Genomic DNA, 19,069 nt, shown 5'->3' with positions numbered 1-19,069 from the left:
GATGCGCGCAGCGTTCATCGACGGCAAGGACCAGATCGAGGTGCGCGACGCGCCCGCCCCCGCACCGGGCCCGGGCGAGGTGCGCCTGCGGGTGGACTACGTCGGCATCTGCGGATCCGACCTCCACTACTTCTTCGAGGGGGCGAACGGCGAGTACGTCGTGCGGGAGCCCCTCGTGCCCGGGCACGAGCTCTCGGGTCGCGTCGACGAGGACCCCTCCGGTCGCCTCGCTCCCGGGACGCCGGTGACCGTGCACCCCGCGCGGTTCGGCACGTCGGAGCCCGGTATTGAGGACGCACCCCACCTGTGGCCGAACGGGTCCTACCTCGGGAGCGCCTCGACGTGGCCCCACACCCAGGGGGCCATGAGCGAGCTCGTCGTCGTGCGGGAGGACATGGTCCGGGTGCTTCCGGAGGGCCTGCCCGTGCGCCGCGCCGTGCTCGCCGAGCCGCTCGGCGTCGCGCTCCACGCCGCCTCGCGCGCGGGCGACCTGACCGGGAAGACGGTGCTCGTCTCCGGCGCCGGCCCGATCGGCCTCCTCGCGGTGGCCGCCGCCAGGGCCAGGGGAGCGGCCCATGTCACCGCGAGCGACCTGCTCGAGGCGCCCCTCCGTCGCGCCGAGGCGCTCGGCGCCGACGCCGTCGTGCGCATCGGACAGGACGAGCTCCCGCAGGGAGCGTTCGACGTGGTGCTCGAGTGCTCGGGCGCTCCCGTCGCGATCTCCGCCGCCGTCGCCGCCGTGCGTCGCCGCGGGGTGGTCGTGCAGGTGGGCATGGTGCCCGCCGAGCCGCGCCCCGTGAACCTCGCGCCGCTCATCTCGAAGGAGGCGCAGCTCGTCGGCACCTTCCGCTTCCGCGAGGAGATCGACGAGGCGATCGCGCTGCTCGCCGAGCGACCCGAGATCGAGGAGGCGATCACCCACGTGCTGCCCCTCGAGGACGCCGAGAGCGCGTTCGGGATCGCCCGCGACGCGCAGACCTCCAGCAAGGTCGTCGTCTCGCTCCCCGGAGCTGAGAACTGATGATGCGTCCCGCCCGATGCTTGTGATCGCGCATCGGGCGGGACATAATGCCCATGACAGCTGAATACGCACGATCGCCGGATCACGCATCCGTTCAGGTACGGAGGGGAAGCCGCACCTGACGAAACGGAGAGATCATGGCGACACCGATGGCGCGCGGAGTGGTCTTCATCCACTCCGCCCCGAAGGCGCTCTGCCCGCACCTCGAGTGGGCGGTCGGGCGCACGATCGGTCGTGCGGTCAGCTTCTCGTGGCGCGACCAGCCCGCGCTCCCCGGCGCCCGCCGTGCGGAGTTCGCGTGGGAGGCTCCTGCCGGCGCGGGCTCATCGATCGCGACCGCGATCCGCGGCTGGGAGCATCTGCGCTTCGAGGTCACGGAGGATCCGACGCCCCGGAGCGACGGAGGACGGTGGATGCACACGCCGGACCTCGGGATCCACTTCTCCCAGATGGACGCGGCGGGCGCCATCGTCGTGTCGGAGGATCGCGTGCGCGCCGCGATGGCGATCGCGGATCCCGCCGAGATGAGGCGCGAGCTCGACGTCGCGCTCGGCACCGCATGGGACGACGAGCTGGAGATCTTCCGCACGGCGGGCGACGAGGCCAAGCCCGTCGTGTGGCTGCATCAGGTCGGCTGACCGGCCCCTCGAGACGACAGCGCCCTCTGGGAGAGGACTCCCGGAGGGCGCTGTGATGCGTATGCGGCGGATCAGCCGTCGTACGACGAGAAGGCGACGACGGCGTTATGCCCGCCGAAGCCGAACGAGTTGCTGATCGCCAGCTGCTCGCCGGATCCGAGCGGCTGGGGCTCCGTCGAGAGGCGGAAGGGCACCGCGGGATCCTGCTCGGTCATGTTGATCGTCGGGGGAGCGACGCGGTCGCGCAGCGCGAGGATCGTGTACACGGCCTCGAGCGCTCCCGTGCCTCCCAGCAGGTGGCCGGTGGAGGCCTTCGTCGCCGAGACGGGGATCTCGTCGATCCGCTCCCCGAACACGCGCTTCAGGGCGACGTACTCGTTCGGGTCGCCGACCGGCGTCGACGTCGCGTGCGCGTTGATGTGGGTGACCTGGTCGGCCGAGGCGCCGGCCTGCTCGAGCGCCAGCTCGACCGCGCGCGCGGCGCCGAGGCCCTCGGGGTCGTTGCCCGTGATGTGGTACGAATCGGCCGTGACGCCGCCTCCGAGGAGGGTCGCGTAGATCTTGGCGCCGCGGGCCTTCGCGTGCTCCTCGGTCTCGAGGACGACGGCCGCGCCGCCCTCGCCCATCACGAAGCCGTCGCGGTCGACCGCGCCGGGGCGCGATGCGTGCTCGGGGTCGTCGTTGCGGCGGGACAGGGCCTGCGCGGAGGCGAAGGAGGCGACGGTGATGGGGTGGATCGCCGACTCGGCGCCGCCCGCGATCACCACGTCGGCGAGGCCGTCCTGCAGGTGCTGGTAGGCGTTTGCGATCGACTCCGTGCTCGACGCGCACGCGCTCACGACGGTGCGGGCGAAGGCCTTCGCGCCGAAGTGCAGGGAGAGGTTGCCCGCGCCCGCGTTCGGCATGAGCATCGGGACCGTGAGCGGCATGACCCGGCGGGGGCCCTTCTCGCGCAGCGCGTCCCAGGCGTCCAGGAGCGTCCACACTCCGCCGATCCCCGTCGCCCAGTCGATGCCGAGGCGCTCGGGGGCGATCTCGGGGGATCCGGCATCCGCCCATGCCTCCCGAGCCGCGATCAGCGCGAACTGCGTGGAGGGATCGAGGCGCTTCGCCTCGTGGCGGGGGAGGACCTCCTCGGGCCGGACGGACGCCTCCGCGGCGAACGTCACGGGAAGCTGATAGGTCTCGACCCACTCGTGGGTCAGCGTGTGCGCGCCCGAGACTCCATCGAGGAGGTTCGACCAGTTCTCGGGCGCCGTGCCGCCGAGTGCGGAGGTGGCGCCGATTCCGGTCACGACGATGCGCTTGGTCATGCGTGGTTCCCTTGTTCCGAATGCGAGATGAGGAGGGTGCCGCGCCGGCCGGGCCGACGCGGCACCCGCGATGTCACTCCGAGTGCGACGTGATGAAGTCGACCGCGTCCTTGACCGTCTTCAGGTTCTTGACCTCGTCGTCGGGGATCGTGACGCCGAACTTCTCCTCGGCGTTGACGACGATCGTCATCATCGAGATCGAGTCGATGTCGAGGTCGTCCGTGAACGACTTCTCGAGGGCGACCTCGCCGGCGTCGATCCCGGTCTCGTCGGTGATGAGCTCTGCCAGGCCCTGCAGGACCTCGTCGGTGGTGAGTGCCATGGAATGTCTCCTTGATCGTGGTGTTGGATGGTTCGGGACGAAGAAACCGTCCCTCAGTCTATGGGGCGCGCGCGCCTGCTCAGGGGAGCACCACGACCTGCGCGGCGTACGCGAGGCCGGCGCCGAAGCCGATCTGCAGCGAGAGGCCGCCGGACAGCTCGGGGTTCTCCTCGAGCAGACGGTGCGTCGCGAGCGGGACCGAGGCGGCGGATGTGTTGCCCGTCGTGGCGATGTCGCGGGCGATCGCGACGTGCTCGGGAAGGCCGAGCTGCTTCGCGAACTCGTCGATGATGCGCATGTTGGCCTGGTGGGGCACGAACGCCGCGAGGTCGTCGACGGACACGCCGGCCTCCTCGAGCGTGCGGCGAGCGACCTTCACCATGTCCCACACGGCCCAGCGGAAGACGCTGGGACCCTCCTGGCGGAGCGTGGGCCACTCGGCCTCGCCGTCGCGGAACTGCGTCAGCGTGGCGTTCATGCCCACGAGCGCCGCCTTCGAGCCGTCAGAGCCCCACTGCGTCTTCGACACGCCGGGCGCGTCGCTCGGGCCGAGGACGGCGGCTCCCGCCCCGTCGCCGAGCAGGAACGAGATCGAGCGGTCGGTCGGGTCGACGATGTCGCTGAGCTTCTCCGCGCCGACCACGACCGCGTAGCGCGCCGCACCCGAGCGGATGAGGGCGTCGGCCTGGGCGATGCCGTAGCAGTAGCCCGCGCAGGCGGCGTTCTGGTCGTACGCCGCCGCGGGCGTGGCGCCGACGGCGTCGGCGAGCATGGCCGCCAGAGAGGGGCTCTGCTGCACGTTGCTGATGGTGCCGACGATGACGACGTCGATCTCGGAGGGATCGATCCCCGATCTCTCGACGGCCTCCCGCGTGGCGGCGACCGCGAGGTCGAGGGCGCTCGTCGACGCGTCGGCGCGCTTGCGCGTGACGATGCCGGTGCGCTGGCGGATCCATTCGTCGCTCGAGTCGATCGGCCCGACGATGTCGTCGTTCGGCACGGCGTTCTCGCCGCGGGCGGCGCCCAGCGCGAGGATGCGGCTGTGGGCGCGGGGGGTGGATTCGTTGAGGACGGCGGTCATGTCTTCTTCCTGCGGCCGGTGATCAGCTGTTCGGGACGGCGAGAAGGTCGCCGGCGGCGGCCAGGTCGTCGGGGGTCTTCAGGGCGACGGCGGGCGTGCCCCGCAGACCGCGCTTGGCGAGGCCCGTCAGAGCGCCGGCGGGAGCGAGCTCGACGAGGCCGGCGATGCCCGCCTCCGCGAACGACGTCATGCAGAGGTCCCAGCGCACGGGACGCTGCACCTGCCGCACGATGAGGGCGAGCGCGTCCGCTCCCGACGCGACGCGCGACCCGTCGCTGTTGGTCCAGAGGGGGAGCGCGGGATCGGAGACGTCGGAGATCGCGTCGACGGCCGCCTGGAGGGCGTCGGCGGCGGGCGCCATGTAGCTCGTGTGGAACGCGCCGGCGACCTGCAGCGGGATGACGCGGGCGCCCCGCGGAGCCGCCTCGGCGAGGGCGCCGAGCGCATCGAGGGCGCCGGCGGCGACGATCTGGCCTCCGCCGTTGAAGTTCGCGGGCTGGAGGCCGGCGTCGGCGAGGGAGGCGAGCACCTGCTCCTCGACGCCGCCCACGACCGCGCTCATGCCGGTCTCGGCGAGGGAGGCGGCCTCCGCCATCGCCCGGCCGCGCGCGCCGACGAGGCGCATGCCGTCGATGTCGGAGATGACGCCCGCCGCGACGGCCGCGGCGATCTCGCCGACCGAGTGGCCCGCCACGCCGCCCACGCGTGCGCGCTGGGTGTCGTCGAGCGCGAGCCACGACAGGATGCTCGCCGCGACGATCAGCGGCTGGGCGACCTGCGTGTCGCGGATCCGATCGGCATCCCACTCCGTGCCGGCGGCGATGAGGTCGACCTCCGCCGCCTCGGCATACGCCTCGAGGCGGCGGCGCGCGCCGTCGAGTTCGAGCCACGGCGCGAGGAAGCCGGGAGTCTGGGAGCCCTGTCCGGGGAAAGCTGCGACGATCACCCGATACATTCTTCCCTGCGACCCCCGCCTCGGGCTGGCGCCACTCTCACAAGAATCAGAAGAGGCGTTGTGGCCGATCGATGAAGCCGATCAGCGCGGGCGACGGGCGACGCTCCGCTTGCGCGCCATCTCGGAGGTCCCGATGGAGCCGAGGATGAGCGCGGTCTGGAGGATCAGCGCCTCGCGCGGCCCCGTGGCGTCCCACCCGATGACGTCGCTGACCTTCTTCAGTCGATAGCGCACCGTGTTGGGGTGCACGAACAGCTCCCGCGCGGTGGCCTCGAGCGAGCGGCCGTTGTCGAGGTAGGCCCAGAGCGTCGTCACGAGATCGGTCGAGTGGCCCTCGAGGGGCCGGTAGATCCGCTCGACGAGGGTCTGCTTCGCGAGCGCGTCGCCGGCGAGAGCGCGCTCCGGCAGCAGGTCGTCGGCCTCGACGGGGCGGGGGGCGCTGCGCCAGGACGCGGCGACGGCGAAGCCGGCCAGCGCCGCGCGGGCGCTCCGGCTGGCGTCCACCAGCGCGGGGACCGTCGGCCCCAGCACCAGGTGCCCGGATCCGAAGAACGGCTCGATCCGCTCCGCGATCTCGAGGAAGCTCAGCGGAGCGGCGTCCGACTCTCTGTCCTCGTCGCGTCCGACGACGAGCACGAGGCGGGAGCCGTGCACCCCGATGAGCACATCGACGCCGAGCTTCCGGGCGCGCCGCCGCACCTGGTCGACGTCGAACCCGGCGGGCGTCGTGCCGACGAGCACGCTCACCTCGCCGTGGCCGTGCCAGCCGAGCGCCGCGATCCGGCTGGGCAGCTCGGTGTCGGCCTCGCCCGAGAGGATCGTGTCGACGACGAGCGCCTCCAGGCGCGCGTCCCACAGGCCGCGCGACTCGGCGGCCCGGGCGTAGACGTCGGCCGCGGTGAAGGCGACCTCGCGCGAGTACAGCAGGATCGCCTCGCGCAGATGATCGGCGCGGCCGACGACCTTCTCCTCGGTGACGTCGACGGTGATGCGCACGAGCTGCAGCGTCTGCTGCAGGCTCACGCTCCGGAGCAGCTCGCGGGGCGCGGCCGCGAAGATGTCGGCGGCGATCGTCGGGGTCGAGTCAGGATTCTCATACCACTCGATGAACGACGTGATGCCGGCCTGCGCGACGAGCCCGACGGCGGATCGCCGCGCAGGCGGCATCTCGGCGTACCAGGGGAGGGCCTCGTCGAGGCGCCGGAGCGTCGCGGTCGCGATGTCGCCGGAGATGCGGCGCAGCCACGCGAGCGTTGTCGCCTTGTCCATCGGCGCAGGGGTGTCGTCAGTCATCGTCTCTTCCTCAGCGCTGCGGGGCGGGCCCCTCGGGGAGCCCGCCCCGCAGCGAGGTGGTTCGCGTCAGGGGACGCGAGGGATCAGGAGTCGCCGCCGGCGTTGCCGGAGGTGCCCGCGTTCACGTCGAACAGGCGGTACTTCTCGATCGCCTGCGCGACGACCGAGCGGTCGACCTTGCCCTGATCCGCCAGCATCTGCAGCGCCTTCACGACCATCGACGGACCGTCGATCGTGAAGAAGCGGCGCGCCGCCGCGCGGGTGTCGGAGAAGCCGAACCCGTCGGCGCCCAGGGTGCCGTAGGGGCCGGGGACCCAGGGGCGGATCTGGTCCTGCACCGCGTGCATGAAGTCGCTCGTCGCGATGAAGGGCTGGCCCTCGGCGTGACGGAGCTTCTTGGCGACGTAGGCCGTGCGGGGCTCCTGGTCCGGGTGGAGGAAGTTGTGCTCGTCGGCCTCGAGGCCGTCGCGGCGCAGCTCGTTCCAGCTCGTCACCGACCAGACGTCGGCGACGACGCCCCACTCGTCGCGCAGCAGCTGCTGCGCCTCGAGCGCCCACGGCACGCCCACGCCCGAGGCGAGGAGCTGCACGCGGTGGCCGTCTCCCGTGCCCTCGGACACGCGGTGGATGCCGCGCACGATGCCCTCGGCGTCCACGCCCTCCGGCTCGGCCGGCTGGCGCATCGGCTCGTTGTACACCGTGAGGTAGTACATGACGTCGGGATCCGGGTGGCTGCCCCCGTACATCCGCTCGATGCCGGCCTGCACGATGTGCGAGACCTCGTATCCGTAGGCGGGGTCGTAGATGAGGGTCGCCGGGTTGGTGGAGGCGAGCAGCGGCGAGTGGCCGTCCATGTGCTGCGTGCCCTCGCCCGCGAGGGTCGTCCGGCCGGCGGTCGCGCCGATGATGAATCCCCGGCCCATCTGGTCGCCCGCGGCCCAGAAGGCGTCTCCCGTGCGCTGGTAGCCGAACATCGAGTAGAAGATGTAGACCGGCACGAGGGTCTCGCCGTGCGTCGAGTACGAGGTGGAGGTCGCCGTGAACGCGGCCGCGGCTCCCGCCTCGTTGATGCCGACGTGCATGATCTGGCCCGCGGGGCTCTCCTTGTAGGCGAGGAGCAGGTCGCGGTCGACCGAGAGGTAGTTCTGGCCGTTCGGGTTGTAGATCTTCGCGGACGGGAAGTAGGCGTCCATGCCGAACGTGCGCGCCTCGTCGGGGATGATCGGCACGATGCGGTTGCCGAAGCCCTTCACCCGCATGAGGTCCTTGAGGAGGCGCACGAACGCCATGGTCGTGGCGACCTCCTGGTTGCCGGACCCCTTCTTCGGGAGCGCGTAGTCCTTGTCCTGCGGCAGCGAGATCGGCACGTTCGTCGTCCGGCGCTCGGGCAGGAAGCCGCCGAGGTCGCGACGACGGTCCAGCATGTACTGGATCGTCTCGTCCTTCTCTCCCGGGTGGTAGTACGGCGGGCGGTAGGGGTCGTCCTCGAGCTGCTTGTCGGTGACGGGGATCTGCATCGTGTCGCGGAAGAGCTTGAGGTCCTCGAGCGACATCTTCTTCATCTGGTGGGTCGCGTTGCGGCCCTCGAAGTGCGGACCGAGCCCGTAGCCCTTGATCGTGTGGGCGAGGATGACGGTCGGCTGGCCCTTGTGCTCCATCGCGGCCTTGTACGCCGCGTACACCTTGCGGTAGTCGTGGCCGCCGCGCTGCAGCGCCCAGATCTGCTCGTCGGTGTAGTCCTCGACGAGCTTCAGCGCACGGGGGTCGCGACCGAAGAAGTGCTCGCGCACGAACGCGCCGTCCTCGGTCTTGTAGGTCTGGAAGTCCCCGTCGGGGGTCGAGTTCATGATGTTCAGCAGCGCGCCCTCGGTGTCGCGGGCGAGGAGGTCGTCCCAGCCGCGGCCCCAGATGAGCTTGATGACGTTCCAGCCGGCGCCGCGGAAGTAGCTCTCGAGCTCCTGGATGATCTTGCCGTTGCCGCGCACCGGGCCGTCGAGGCGCTGGAGGTTGCAGTTGATGACGAAGGTGAGGTTGTCGAGCCCCTCGTTCGCCGCCACCTGGAGCTGCCCTCGCGACTCGACCTCGTCCATCTCGCCGTCGCCGAGGAAGGCCCAGACGTGCGAGTCGCCGACGGGCTTGATGCCGCGGGCCTCGAGGTAGCGGTTGGTCATCGCCTGATAGATGGCGTTGATCGGGCCGAGGCCCATGGAGACCGTCGGGAACTGCCAGAACTCCGGCATCATGCGCGGGTGCGGGTAGGACGGGAGTCCGTTCGCGCCGGCCGACTTCTCCTGGCGGAACCCGTCGAGCTGCTGCTCGGTGAGGCGACCCTCGAGGAAGGCGCGGGCGTACATGCCGGGGGAGGCGTGGCCCTGATAGAAGATCTGGTCGCCGCCGACGGCGTCGTCCTGGCCGCGGAAGAAGTGGTTGTGCCCGACCTCGTAGAGCGAAGCGGCCGACGCGTAGGTGGAGATGTGACCGCCGACGCCGATGCCGGGGCGCTGCGCGCGATGCACCGTGATCGCGGCGTTCCAGCGGATCCAGTGCCGGTAGCGGCGCTCGAGCTCCTCGTCGCCGGGGAACGAGGGCTCGTCCTCGGCCGAGATCGTGTTGACGTAGTCGGTGGTCGGGACCATCGGCACGCCGAGGCGGCGCTCCTTCGATCGCTTGAGGAGGCTCAGCATGACCTCACGGCCGCGCTGCGAGCCCTTCGCGTCGACGAGCTGGTCGAGGGACTCCTGCCATTCGGCGGTCTCCTCGGGATCGCTGTCCTGCGCGCCCTGCGAGTACGGATCCTGATCGTGAACTGCCACGAGGTGACCTTTCGTCGTGCGGGCAGATCATGCCCGGGGTGTGGATCGAAGCGCACGACGGAGCGAGCTGTGGCCGGGCGTCATGCACGTATGGACAACAGCCTAACGACTTCCGGGGGAGACGTGCGCCGCGGCACGGCGGGGAGGGTCCCTGGTGCGTCCGCTCCGCCGGGCGAGGGGCGCGATCCGGCCCGGCCCCGGTCGGAGGATGAGTAAAAGTGATTGAAACATCGGATGACTATCACTGGTGTGCAGAGTGGAATGCACTGGCGTGATCAGCGCTGTCGAGGGAGACGACCGCGTCTGGCGGGGTGACGCGGGCCGAGCGCGCGTGATCTCGCCGAGGGAGCGGCACCGCCGACGCCCCCGAGGGGACACGGAGGTCTGATGTATCCCGAACGAACGCGACAGCGGCGGCGCGACAGCGCCCCGCCGCGCGCTCTCACGCTGGGGGTGCTCGGCGCGCTCGTCGCCGGAACTCTCGGCGTCGTCTCGGCGCCCGCGGCCGCGGCCGCGGACGCCGACGCGCTGAACATCGGCTTCGCCGGCTCGCTGGTCGGGACGACCGACTACACCACGGCGGGCGACGAGATCATGCGGGGTACGGTGCGGAGAGCCGACGGAGGGGAGGCGCAGGATCCCGATGTCGGCGTGAGCCTCGCCGGCGGAGCGCAGGGGATCCTCTTCGACGCCGCTGAGCTGCCCCTCGGCGACCAGTCGATGACCGAGGGCGTCATCATGGAGGCCGAGTTCACGCCGACCGCCGACCAGGGAGAGCTGGCGACGGTCCTGTCCGCGGGCGGCAGCCTCTTCGTTCGATACCAGGCGGGGCAGCTCCGCTACGGCTTCGACTCGGTGGACGGCGACGAGTGGACCAGCCACGTCGAGACCACCCGTCTGCCCGACGCTGACTCCGCCCACCAGCTGTCGCTGCAGTACCAGCCGACGGACGAGGGCGCGGAGATGATCGTCTTCCTCGACGGACGAGAGCTCCCGCCGATCAGCGCGGACGCGCCCGCCGCCCTCGACGGCGACCTCGCGTCGCGCTTCGGGTTCGGCACGGAGGTCCACCCCGCGGGGTCGGAGCGCGGCCTGGCGGGCTCGCTGCGGCAGATCCGCGTGGCCCCCGACCTCGACGAGCTGTCGCCCGAGGGCTTCGAGCTGCAGCCGGAGGATCCTGGCGAGGGTCCGGACGCCTGCGAGGACCGCGTCCTCACGCAGTCCGCTCAGGTGGTCCCGATGGAGAGCGCCGACTGCCCCGAGACGATCCGGAAGGCGGCCTCGCTCCTGAGTCCCTCCGCGCAGCAGGGGGAGTGGCAGCAGGACGGCCTCAGCGGCTTCGTCCACTTCGGGATCGCCACCTTCTACGACCAGGAGTGGGGTGGCGGCGACGAGGATCCGGCGGTGTTCGACCCCACGCGACGTGGATGCCGAGGCGTGGGTGCGCGAGCTCGCCGACGCCGGCTTCCGCCGCGTGATCTACACGGCCAAGCACCACGACGGGTTCGTGACCTGGCAGTCTCGCTACACCGACTTCGGCGTGATGAGCGCGCCGTGGGAGGACGGCCAGGGAGACGTGCTCCGCGAGGTGGCGGACACCGCCCGCAAGTACGGTCTCGACCTCGGCGTCTACCTCTCGCCTTCCGACTCGCACCAGGAGATCCACGGCGTGTTCGGCAACGGCAGCGAGCCGACCGAGCGCACGATCCCGACCCTCGTCGAGGGCGACGACCGCGAGGGCCGGGATCTGCCGACCTTCTCCTACGAGGCGACCGACTACGGCGCCTCCTTCCTCAACCTGCTCTACGAGGTGCTGACCGAGTACGGGCCGATCACCGAGGTCTGGTTCGACGGCGCCCAGGGTCACACGGGCAAGACGGAGAACTACGACTTCCCCGCCTTCTACGAGATGATCCACAAGCTGCAGCCCGACGCGCTCGTCGCGATCGAGGGCCACGACGTGCGCTGGGTCGGGAACGAGGAGGGCACGGCGCGCGCCGACGAGTGGAGCCCGATCCCCACGACGCCGAAGAGCACAGGCGCGCTCGACTTCGCCTATGCGAGCCCCTCGCTCGGATCCGACGCCCAGGCGACGGAGGCCGTGCAGCAGGGCGACGCGACCGAGCTGCGCTGGTTCCCCGCCGAGGCGGACTTCAAGCTGACGCAGGGGTGGTTCGCGCATCCGGGAGACACGCCGAAGTCCGCCGAGCAGCTCATGGATCTGCACACCCGGAACGTCGGGCGGAACGCCGTCTTCCTGATGAACGTGCCGCCGACGACGGACGGCTCCTACGCCCCCGCGTCCTCCGAATCGCTCGCGCAGTTCGGCTCGGCTCTCGCCGAGGCGTACACGACCGACGTCGCCCTGGGACGGGCGGCCGTCGTCGCGGGAGAGGCGGACGACGTGTCCACCCGGGCGCTCACCGACGGCGATGAGACCACCTCGGCCGCGTCGGCCGACGGCGTGTTCGTCGTCGAGCTCGACGAGCCGCAGCGGATCGACCGCGTGAAGATCTCGGAGGACACCCTCGCGCACGGTCAGCAGGCGACCTCGTTCGCGATCGAGGCGCGGACCGACGGCGAGTGGGTCGAGATCGAGAGCGGATCCGCGATCGGCGCCAGCCGGATCGCGGCGCCGAGCGATCCTGTCACCGCCGATGCTCTGCGCGTCGTCACCTCGTCGACCCGGGGCACGGTGCACCTCGCATCGATCCGCGCGTGGCAGCAGACCGCCGACGCGCCGGTCAAGCGCTCCGGACCGGTGCACATCGACTGCTCGGCCGAGACGGCGGGCACCGGCACGGAGGACAGCCCCTACTCGTCGATCGAGCAGCTGCGCTTCGCGACCCTCGACGCGGGCGCCGAGGTGCGATTCCGCTCTGGCGCCGACTGCGCGGGCACGACCGGCCCCACATCGCGGGCTCGGGCGCGCCCGCCGCGTTGCGCCTCGTCAACCAGGAGGGCTGGGAGATCGAGGGACTCGAGATCTCGAACACGGGGGAGACCGACGGCAACCGCCGCGCGGTGTCCGTCGAGCTGAAGGACTACGGACACCGCGCGGCACTTCGTGCTGCGCGACCTCGACATCCACGATGTCAACGGCGACGACACGAAGGATCTCTACGGCGCGGGCGGGATCTACTTCACCGTCGGCGGCGGAGAGGTCGAGACGAAGTTCGACGGCGTGCTCATCGAGGGCAACAGCCTCACCGACGTGCACCGGGAGGGCATCTTCATGGTGTCCACCTGGAACCGCTCGATGTCCGAGCCGGAGAGCACCGGCACGTTCGTCCCCTGGCCGAACGTGCGCATCACGGGGAACACGCTCGAGAACATGGGCGGAGACGGGATCGTCGCCGGCAACACGACCGGGGCCCGCATCGACCACAACGTCGTGCGGGGCTACCAGCAGAAGTCCGAGGGGTACAACGCGGGCATCTGGTCGTACGACACCGACGACGCGCTGTTCGAGTTCAACGACGTGTCGGGCGGCGAGACGACCCGCGACGGCATGTCGTACGACGTCGACCAGGGCGCCCACGGATCCGTGTTCCAGTACAACTACAGCCACGACAACGAGGGCGGTTTCTTCCTCATCTGCAACGCCACCGGCTCCGTGAAGGACGCGGTGATCCGGTACAACGTGTCGGAGAACGATCACTTCCGCGGGTTCGAGAACTGCGGAGGGGAGATCGAGTCGGCCTCGGTGCACAACAACACGATCTACATCGGCGACGGCGTCAGCCAGACGGTCGTCAACGAGAACGATCCGACCATGCGCAACGTCGAGTTCCGCAACAACCTCGTGGTGAAGGAGGGAGAGGGCACGGCCGACTTCCAGCTCCAGAGCGGCGGCTACGACCTCTCCGACAACATGTTCTGGAACGTCGACGGCGTGCCGGACGGCGCGGGCGAGATCGCCGATCCGCTCCTCTTCTCCCCGGGGGAGGGCGTCGACATCGCGCACACCGACGGGTATCGCGCCGAGCGCCGATTCCCCGGCGCTCGGCGCGGGGGCCGTGATCGACGACAACGGCGGCCGCGACTTCTTCGGAGCGGACGTGTCCGCGACCGATGCGCCGAGCATCGGCGCGGACAACGTCGGCGGAGCCCCCGACGAGGAGGGCCCAGACGACGAGGACGCGGAGGAGGACGGCTCCGAGGATCCGGGCAAGTCCGGTGCAGAGGACGGCCCGGGCGAGTCCGGGGAGTCCAGCGAGTCCGGTGCGGAGGACGGCGCGGAGTCGGCCGAGGAGTCCGGGGCGGACGACGCGGACGCCTCCGGCGCCGACGACGGCGCGGGCGAGCACGCGGAGGACGCCGACGCGTCCGGCGCGGCGGACGGCGGCTCCGACGGGGCCGAGGACGACGCGGACGGCGACCTCACGCCGACGGGCGGATCTCCCGCGGCGCCTCTGGCGCTTCTCGGCGGGATGCTCCTCCTCGCTGGGGCCGCGCTCTGAGGCCTGCGCCGACGCGCAGCGTCCCGCGCGGTCTGAGCCGACACGCGAGACGGGCGGGGCCCGCGGCATGCGCCGCGGGCCCCGCCGCTCTGCGGAGATCCTGACCGCTCGCTGACCGGGAGCATAGGGCGCGGGTGTAGCGTCCCGCGGAACCGCACAGACAACCCCGGAGGTCCCATGCCGCTTTCCCGTTCGCTCGTCGCCCCGTCGCTCGCCGTCGTGGCCGTTCTCGCCCTCGCCGGATGCGGCGCGGGCTCCGACGACGCCGCACCCGCCGAGGAGGAGACGGCCGAGAGCGCCCAGGGCGTGCCCGAGCCGGACCTCGAGGGCGTTCCCGAGGTGGTCGCCGTCGTCAACGGCGAGGAGATCGGACTCGAGGAGTTCACCTCCGCCTACGAGGGCCAGCTGCAGCAGGCCGCGATGATGCAGCAGCAGACCGGTCAGGAGGTCGACCAGGACGAGCTGAAGGTGCAGGTCGCCGACCTCCTCGTCAACAACCTCCTCCTCACCCAGGCCGCGGCCGATGCGGGGATCGAGGCGAGCGACGAGGACATCGAGGGCGTGCTGCAGAACGTCGCCGACCAGAGCGGCCTCGCATCGATCGACGAGGTCTACGCGGCCTTCGACGACCAGGGCGTGCCCGAGGACGAGGTCAGGGAGAACGCCGCCGACCAGTTCCGAGTGGAGGAGTTCGTGGCGCAGGAGGCCGACATCTCCGAGCCGAGCGACGAGGAGCTGCGCGCCCAGTACGACGCCCTCGTCGAGCAGACGCAGGGCTCCGAGGGCGGCGAGGGCGAGGAAGCCGAGATGCCGTCGTTCGAGGAGATGCGCGATCAGCTCGCCCAGCAGGCCACGATGCAGGAGCAGAACGCGGCGATCGAGCAGATCGTGACGGATCTCCGCGAGAGCGACGATGCGGAGATCGAGATCAACCTCTGATCCGCTCCGACGCGCCCCGTCATCCGCATGAGACGATGCGGATGACGGGGCGCGGTCATGGGTCGATAGGGTCGGCTGACGACGCACCGACGCGCAGGAGGACGCCACGTCACCGGACCCGACACCCGAGAGGCTCCCGGCCGGGCGGACGTCTCCGTTCTCGGGCGCGGGGGAGGATCCGGTGCTCGCGCAGCACCCCGATCGATTCGTCTACGTCGGGGGAGGGGCGCGAGCACTGGCGGCGCCGATCGCCGCTCTCGTCGGCGTCGTGCTCGTCTTCGCGGGCGGGAGCCGCCTGAGGGGCGACGACGCGATCGTCGTCGATGCGTGGGGCATCGGCCTGGTGATCCTCGGCTTCGTCTGCGTGCTGCCACGCTCCGGCGGCTGACGAGGGGCGCGCGACCTGGCGGCTGCGGGAGCGGGGCGGATCCCGGCACCTGCGCACCGCGGTCTTCGCGGTCGACGGCGACGAGGAGCGGGCGGCCGAGATCTGGCGCCGCATGTCGACGGATCCGGACACGGGGGCGTGGCCGGTGCTGAACGACCGGCGCACGGTCGGCGCCATCCGCATCGGCGTGGCGCTCCCCGCCGCCGACGCCCGCCCGCTCATCTCGATCTGGATGCCGCAGGGCGACGAGGCGCTCTGCTGGCCGCTCGTCGAGCCCCGCGCCGCAGAGCTCGCGGGCTGGATCCGGAGCAGCGTCTTCCGCAAGCGGCCGGAGGGTGTGAGGAACGAACTGGTGACAGGTTGACCTGCCCCATGGAAATGGTTCCAGTTTCGGTGGCTAACTGGTGGCCTGATCCGGAAGGCTCATCCTCATGCCCCGTCCTTATCCGCCGGAGTTCCGTACGCGAGCTGTCGCGCTCGTGCGGGCCGGCAAACAGGCCAAGCAGACCGCCGTCGAACTCGGTATCCATCCCGTCACACTGTCGAATTGGATCCGCCAGGACGACATCGACAACGGTCGCCGGCCCGGTGTCCCGTCCTCGGAATCAGCGGAACTGCGGGCTGCGAAGCGCCGCATCCGCGAACTCGAGACCGAGCTTCTGATTGTCCGGCAGGCGGCGAAGTTCCTCGACGAGGAGCGTCCCCGCCCAAAAGGCTCTTCCCGGTGATCGACCGCCTCGCCGATGCCGGGATCCCGATCGACCGCTGCTGCCGCGTCCTCGGGGTCGCTAGGCAGCACTACTACCGCGTCAAACGAAAACCCCTCACCCAGTCGGAACTGCGCAGGCGATGGCTCACCGGGCTGGTCAGGGAGGTCCACGTCACCTCGCGCGGGACTTATGGTTACCGACGCGTGCACGCCGAGCTGACCATGGCGATGGGGGTCACTGTCAGCGAGCGGACGGTTCACAAGTTGATGCGCCTGGCCGGGATTTACGGGCTCCCCGGACCGATCCGTACCAAGCGGCTCCGCGGCGTGGCCACGTCCGATGATCTCGTGAACCGGAAGTTCGCTCGGCCTCGCCCGAACGAGCTCTGGGTGACCGACATCGCGCAGCACCGCACGCGAGAAGGCTGGGTCTACTGCGCCGCCGTCCTCGACGCCTACAGTCGCCGCATCATCGGCTGGTCGATCGACTCGAAGCAGGACACCACGCTCGTCATCAACGCGCTCGACATGGCCATCCGGAACCGTCGCCCCGAGCCAGGCGGGATCGTGCATGCGGATCACGGCACGCAAGGCGGATTCACCTCGTGGCTCTTCGGAGAGAAGATCCGCTCCGCCGGACTCCTGCCCTCGTTCGGATCCGTCGGCGACGGGCTGGACAATGCGATGATGGAAAGCTTCTGGTCATCGATGCAGATCGAGCTGTTGAACCGGAAGACGTGGAAAACGAGAGTCGAACTCGCCAACGCGATCTTCGAGTACATCGAGATCTTCCACAACCGCCAGCGCCGACATTCCGCCCTCGGCTACCGCACCCCGATCGAATACGAGACACTCGACAGCAACAACATCCCCGCCGCAAGTTAGCCACCCGGACTGGAACCAAAAACGTGGGGCAGGTCAACCTGTCACCAGTTCGTTCCTCACGCCCCCCACTATGAATAGCCCCTTTGCTACTGGCTTGTCCGGGCCGCTTCCTGCGTCGTCGCCGGTCATGAGGCCTCCTCACCTTCGTTGATGTAGGTGATGCCGAAGGCGAAGACCTGGCGGAACTCTTGGCGTCGGGAGCCGAGGTCGTACGGGCTACCGGAGCCCTTCTGGAAGATGTCGAGTCCTCGGCCGAGGAGGAGCTTCCAGCCGTGGTCGGTGCGGATTGACCGGTCGTGGATGGTCTCGTCCCAGGTGACCGTGAACTGGATGCCTGCGGTGGCGGCGCTGTCTTGGATGTCCTTGAGCATGAGGAGGTGTTGTTGCTCGTACTCGCCTCGGACTTCCTTGGTCACGAGCGTGACGGTGATTTCGTCGGCGGGGTCTTTGGAGGCTGCCAGTAGAGCGAGCAGGTCGACGAGGTTGCGCCCTTGGTGCGGCAGCCGGATGTAGGGGTCGACGATGGTGATGTCGCTTGCACCGCGGAGGTACGGCATGAGCAGCGCTTCGTATGAGACTCCGCGTTGGTTCTCCTGGAACTCTCGGTGTCCCTCGAATAGTTGAGGCGCCCGCTCGTCCGATGGCTGGATCGCCGTTGTGGGCTCCGTGTCGGCGGTGTCAGCCTCAGCGGTCGAGGCTGCGTCGTCGGCCTGGGGCGATCGCGCTTGGTAGTAGTCGGGGTACTCGTCTTCTTCGAGCGTGGTGACGCCGTGCCAGGTGCCGGTCTTGTCGCTGTAGCCGAAGTTGACGGCGGCCATGGTGGTGTCGATCCGCAGGATTTGGTCCTTGACGCGCTTGCGTCCTTCGATGGCGAAGCGGAGCAGTTCCTCGATCTCGGCTGGAGTGGCGTTGCCTTCTGGGTAGACGAGCTTCATCAGGCCGGAGAAGGTCTTGTGGATGCCGTCGCGGTCGCGGGTGGAGATGTCTGAGCCGAGGGTGAAGTGCTGCTGGTAGCGGTCGGAGTAGTCGGTGTTGCGCATCGACCGCAGCACTTCGGCGATGTAGTCGACGACGAAGCCGTAGCCGGCGGAGAACATCTCACTGCGGATGGTGTCTACCTCCCAGCCGGGGATGTAAAAGTGGAGCCGGTCGAGGTAGGCGGAGTCGTGGTACGCCTCGGGCAGTTCGTCGAAGAGGTCGGAGTGCTTGAGCATGTAGGGCACGTTGTGCGAGGTGTTGCCCACGAACACCATCGACGCTTCAGCGCCGAGTGTCTCCACCCCACGGGAGAACGACTTGTTCGCCATGTAGTTCTTCATGATGTCGACGAGTGCTTTGTCGGTGCGCTTCTTCTTTCCGGCGAACTCGTCGAACGCGACAACATCCCAGTAGCCGACCAGGCCGATGCGTCCGTTGGCGTTGTTGACGAAGAGCTTGGGGACGGTGACCTCGCCACCGGAGATCAGCATGCCATGGGGCGAGAACTCGGAGTAGATGTGGGACTTGCCGGTGCCCTTCGGCCCGAGTTCGACCAGGTTGTAGTTGCGCTCAACGAACGGGATGAGGCGCACCAGCTGCAGAAGTTTCGCGCGGCGGCCGAACATCTCGGGGTTGAACCCGATGGACTGGATCAGCAGGTCGATCCACTCGTCCGAGGTGAAGCCCTGACGCGCTTCCAAATATCCCTTGTAGTCGAAACTTGACATCTGGATCGGCTTCAGACTACCGAGAATCCACGGGACAACGCGGGCGTCGTCGCTGTGGAAATACTCGATGTCGCAGATGCACCACACACCGCCGACGAGCAACTTCGGATTGGCGTTCACGGTCGCCGACTCGACGATCACGCCGTTGAGGCCGAGGTTGGTGAACGAAGCTTCGTAAACGTCCTGCTTGTCGTTCAGGGTCACGGTGACCTTGTCGATGATCCGGTGGCGGCCCTTCTCACGGATGGTGGACTTCACCAGTTCGGACTCGTTGCGGTGTACGTAGTGGTCAGCAAGAATCTTGCGCACCGCGTCGATGCCGGCTTGGATCGTTGCCTCGTCGTCGGACGCGGCGTACTGGCCAAGGAGGTACTCCAGCACGTAGGAGGGAACGATTGCGTTGCCCTTGACGGCCTTCACGAGGTCCTTGCGCACGACCGAGCCGCCGAACAGCAGGTTGATCTTGTAGTCGAGGTCGCTCTGCTGCGGTGTACTCGTCGCGGCGTCAGGTTCGTCGCCGAGATGGTTCTGGGTGTCCGTCAT

General features: G+C 69.6%; 14 protein-coding genes and 1 pseudogene. 8 read left to right on the top strand and 7 right to left on the bottom strand.

What is annotated here, in order from left to right:
- The first annotated feature begins 1 nt into the window (after position 1).
- Both NHL53_RS04695 and NHL53_RS04690 read left to right on the top strand, forming a co-directional pair.
- Positions 2-1,021, top strand: coding sequence for a zinc-binding dehydrogenase (locus tag NHL53_RS04695; protein WP_433775651.1), 1,020 nt, complete (start codon positions 2-4; stop codon positions 1,019-1,021).
- Positions 1,022-1,158: 137 nt separating this feature from the next.
- Positions 1,159-1,659 carry a DUF3145 domain-containing protein gene (locus NHL53_RS04690; protein WP_433775649.1) on the top strand — a complete coding sequence of 167 codons (501 nt, stop codon included), beginning with the start codon at positions 1,159-1,161 and terminating at the stop codon, positions 1,657-1,659.
- A 71-nt stretch (positions 1,660-1,730) separates the two neighbouring features.
- Here NHL53_RS04690 and NHL53_RS04685 read toward each other — a convergent pair whose 3' ends face one another.
- The 6 genes from NHL53_RS04685 to aceE all read right to left on the bottom strand — a co-directional run bounded on the left by NHL53_RS04685 (position 1,731) and on the right by aceE (position 9,436).
- A complete protein-coding gene (locus NHL53_RS04685; protein ID WP_433775647.1) occupies positions 1,731-2,972 on the bottom strand; it encodes a beta-ketoacyl-[acyl-carrier-protein] synthase family protein in 1,242 nt (413 codons plus the stop codon).
- Between the two features lie 73 nt (positions 2,973-3,045).
- Positions 3,046-3,294 (bottom strand): acyl carrier protein, encoded by a 249-nt coding sequence (locus NHL53_RS04680; protein WP_433775644.1) that lies wholly within the window; start codon positions 3,292-3,294, stop codon positions 3,046-3,048.
- Between the two features lie 79 nt (positions 3,295-3,373).
- Positions 3,374-4,375, bottom strand: a complete 1,002-nt coding sequence (locus NHL53_RS04675) for a beta-ketoacyl-ACP synthase III (RefSeq protein WP_433775642.1) — start codon at positions 4,373-4,375, stop codon at positions 3,374-3,376.
- A gap of 22 nt (positions 4,376-4,397) precedes the next feature.
- Positions 4,398-5,321: an ACP S-malonyltransferase gene (locus NHL53_RS04670; protein ID WP_433775640.1), complete on the bottom strand. Its 924-nt coding sequence runs from the start codon at positions 5,319-5,321 to the stop codon at positions 4,398-4,400.
- 90 nt (positions 5,322-5,411) lie between these two features.
- Positions 5,412-6,623, bottom strand: a complete 1,212-nt coding sequence (locus NHL53_RS04665) for a PucR family transcriptional regulator (RefSeq protein ID WP_433775638.1) — start codon at positions 6,621-6,623, stop codon at positions 5,412-5,414.
- An 83-nt stretch (positions 6,624-6,706) separates the two neighbouring features.
- Positions 6,707-9,436 (bottom strand): pyruvate dehydrogenase (acetyl-transferring), homodimeric type, encoded by a 2,730-nt coding sequence (gene aceE / locus NHL53_RS04660; RefSeq protein WP_433775636.1) that lies wholly within the window; start codon positions 9,434-9,436, stop codon positions 6,707-6,709.
- A 1,423-nt stretch (positions 9,437-10,859) separates the two neighbouring features.
- On the opposite strand from aceE, the gene NHL53_RS04655 reads away from it, so the two are divergent.
- The 6 genes and pseudogenes from NHL53_RS04655 to NHL53_RS04630 all read left to right on the top strand — a co-directional run bounded on the left by NHL53_RS04655 (position 10,860) and on the right by NHL53_RS04630 (position 16,820).
- Positions 10,860-12,476 carry an alpha-L-fucosidase gene (locus NHL53_RS04655; RefSeq protein ID WP_433775633.1) on the top strand — a complete coding sequence of 539 codons (1,617 nt, stop codon included), beginning with the start codon at positions 10,860-10,862 and terminating at the stop codon, positions 12,474-12,476.
- Between the two features lie 27 nt (positions 12,477-12,503).
- The gene (locus NHL53_RS04650; RefSeq protein WP_433775631.1) at positions 12,504-14,003 is read left to right on the top strand and encodes a hypothetical protein; all 1,500 of its coding nucleotides are present in this window, start codon (positions 12,504-12,506) and stop codon (positions 14,001-14,003) included.
- Positions 14,004-14,076: 73 nt separating this feature from the next.
- Entirely contained in the window at positions 14,077-14,838 is a 762-nt protein-coding gene (locus NHL53_RS04645) for a SurA N-terminal domain-containing protein (protein ID WP_433775629.1), read from the top strand.
- Positions 14,839-15,019: 181 nt separating this feature from the next.
- Positions 15,020-15,226, top strand: a complete 207-nt coding sequence (locus tag NHL53_RS04640; RefSeq protein ID WP_433775627.1) for a hypothetical protein — start codon at positions 15,020-15,022, stop codon at positions 15,224-15,226.
- Positions 15,227-15,338: 112 nt separating this feature from the next.
- Positions 15,339-15,590, top strand: coding sequence for a hypothetical protein (locus NHL53_RS04635; RefSeq protein ID WP_433775625.1), 252 nt, complete (start codon positions 15,339-15,341; stop codon positions 15,588-15,590).
- A 67-nt stretch (positions 15,591-15,657) separates the two neighbouring features.
- A pseudogene (locus tag NHL53_RS04630) lies at positions 15,658-16,820 on the top strand (IS3 family transposase).
- 125 nt (positions 16,821-16,945) lie between these two features.
- On the opposite strand, the gene brxL reads toward NHL53_RS04630, so the two are convergent.
- Positions 16,946-19,069: a BREX system Lon protease-like protein BrxL gene (gene brxL / locus NHL53_RS04625; protein WP_433775623.1), complete on the bottom strand. Its 2,124-nt coding sequence runs from the start codon at positions 19,067-19,069 to the stop codon at positions 16,946-16,948.

Source organism: Microbacterium sp. gxy059, from assembly GCF_050958665.1.
In the GTDB taxonomy this organism is placed as follows: domain Bacteria; phylum Actinomycetota; class Actinomycetes; order Actinomycetales; family Microbacteriaceae; genus Microbacterium.
Note: the sequence above shows the minus strand (reverse complement) of the source record. Positions and strands in the feature narration are given on the sequence as shown.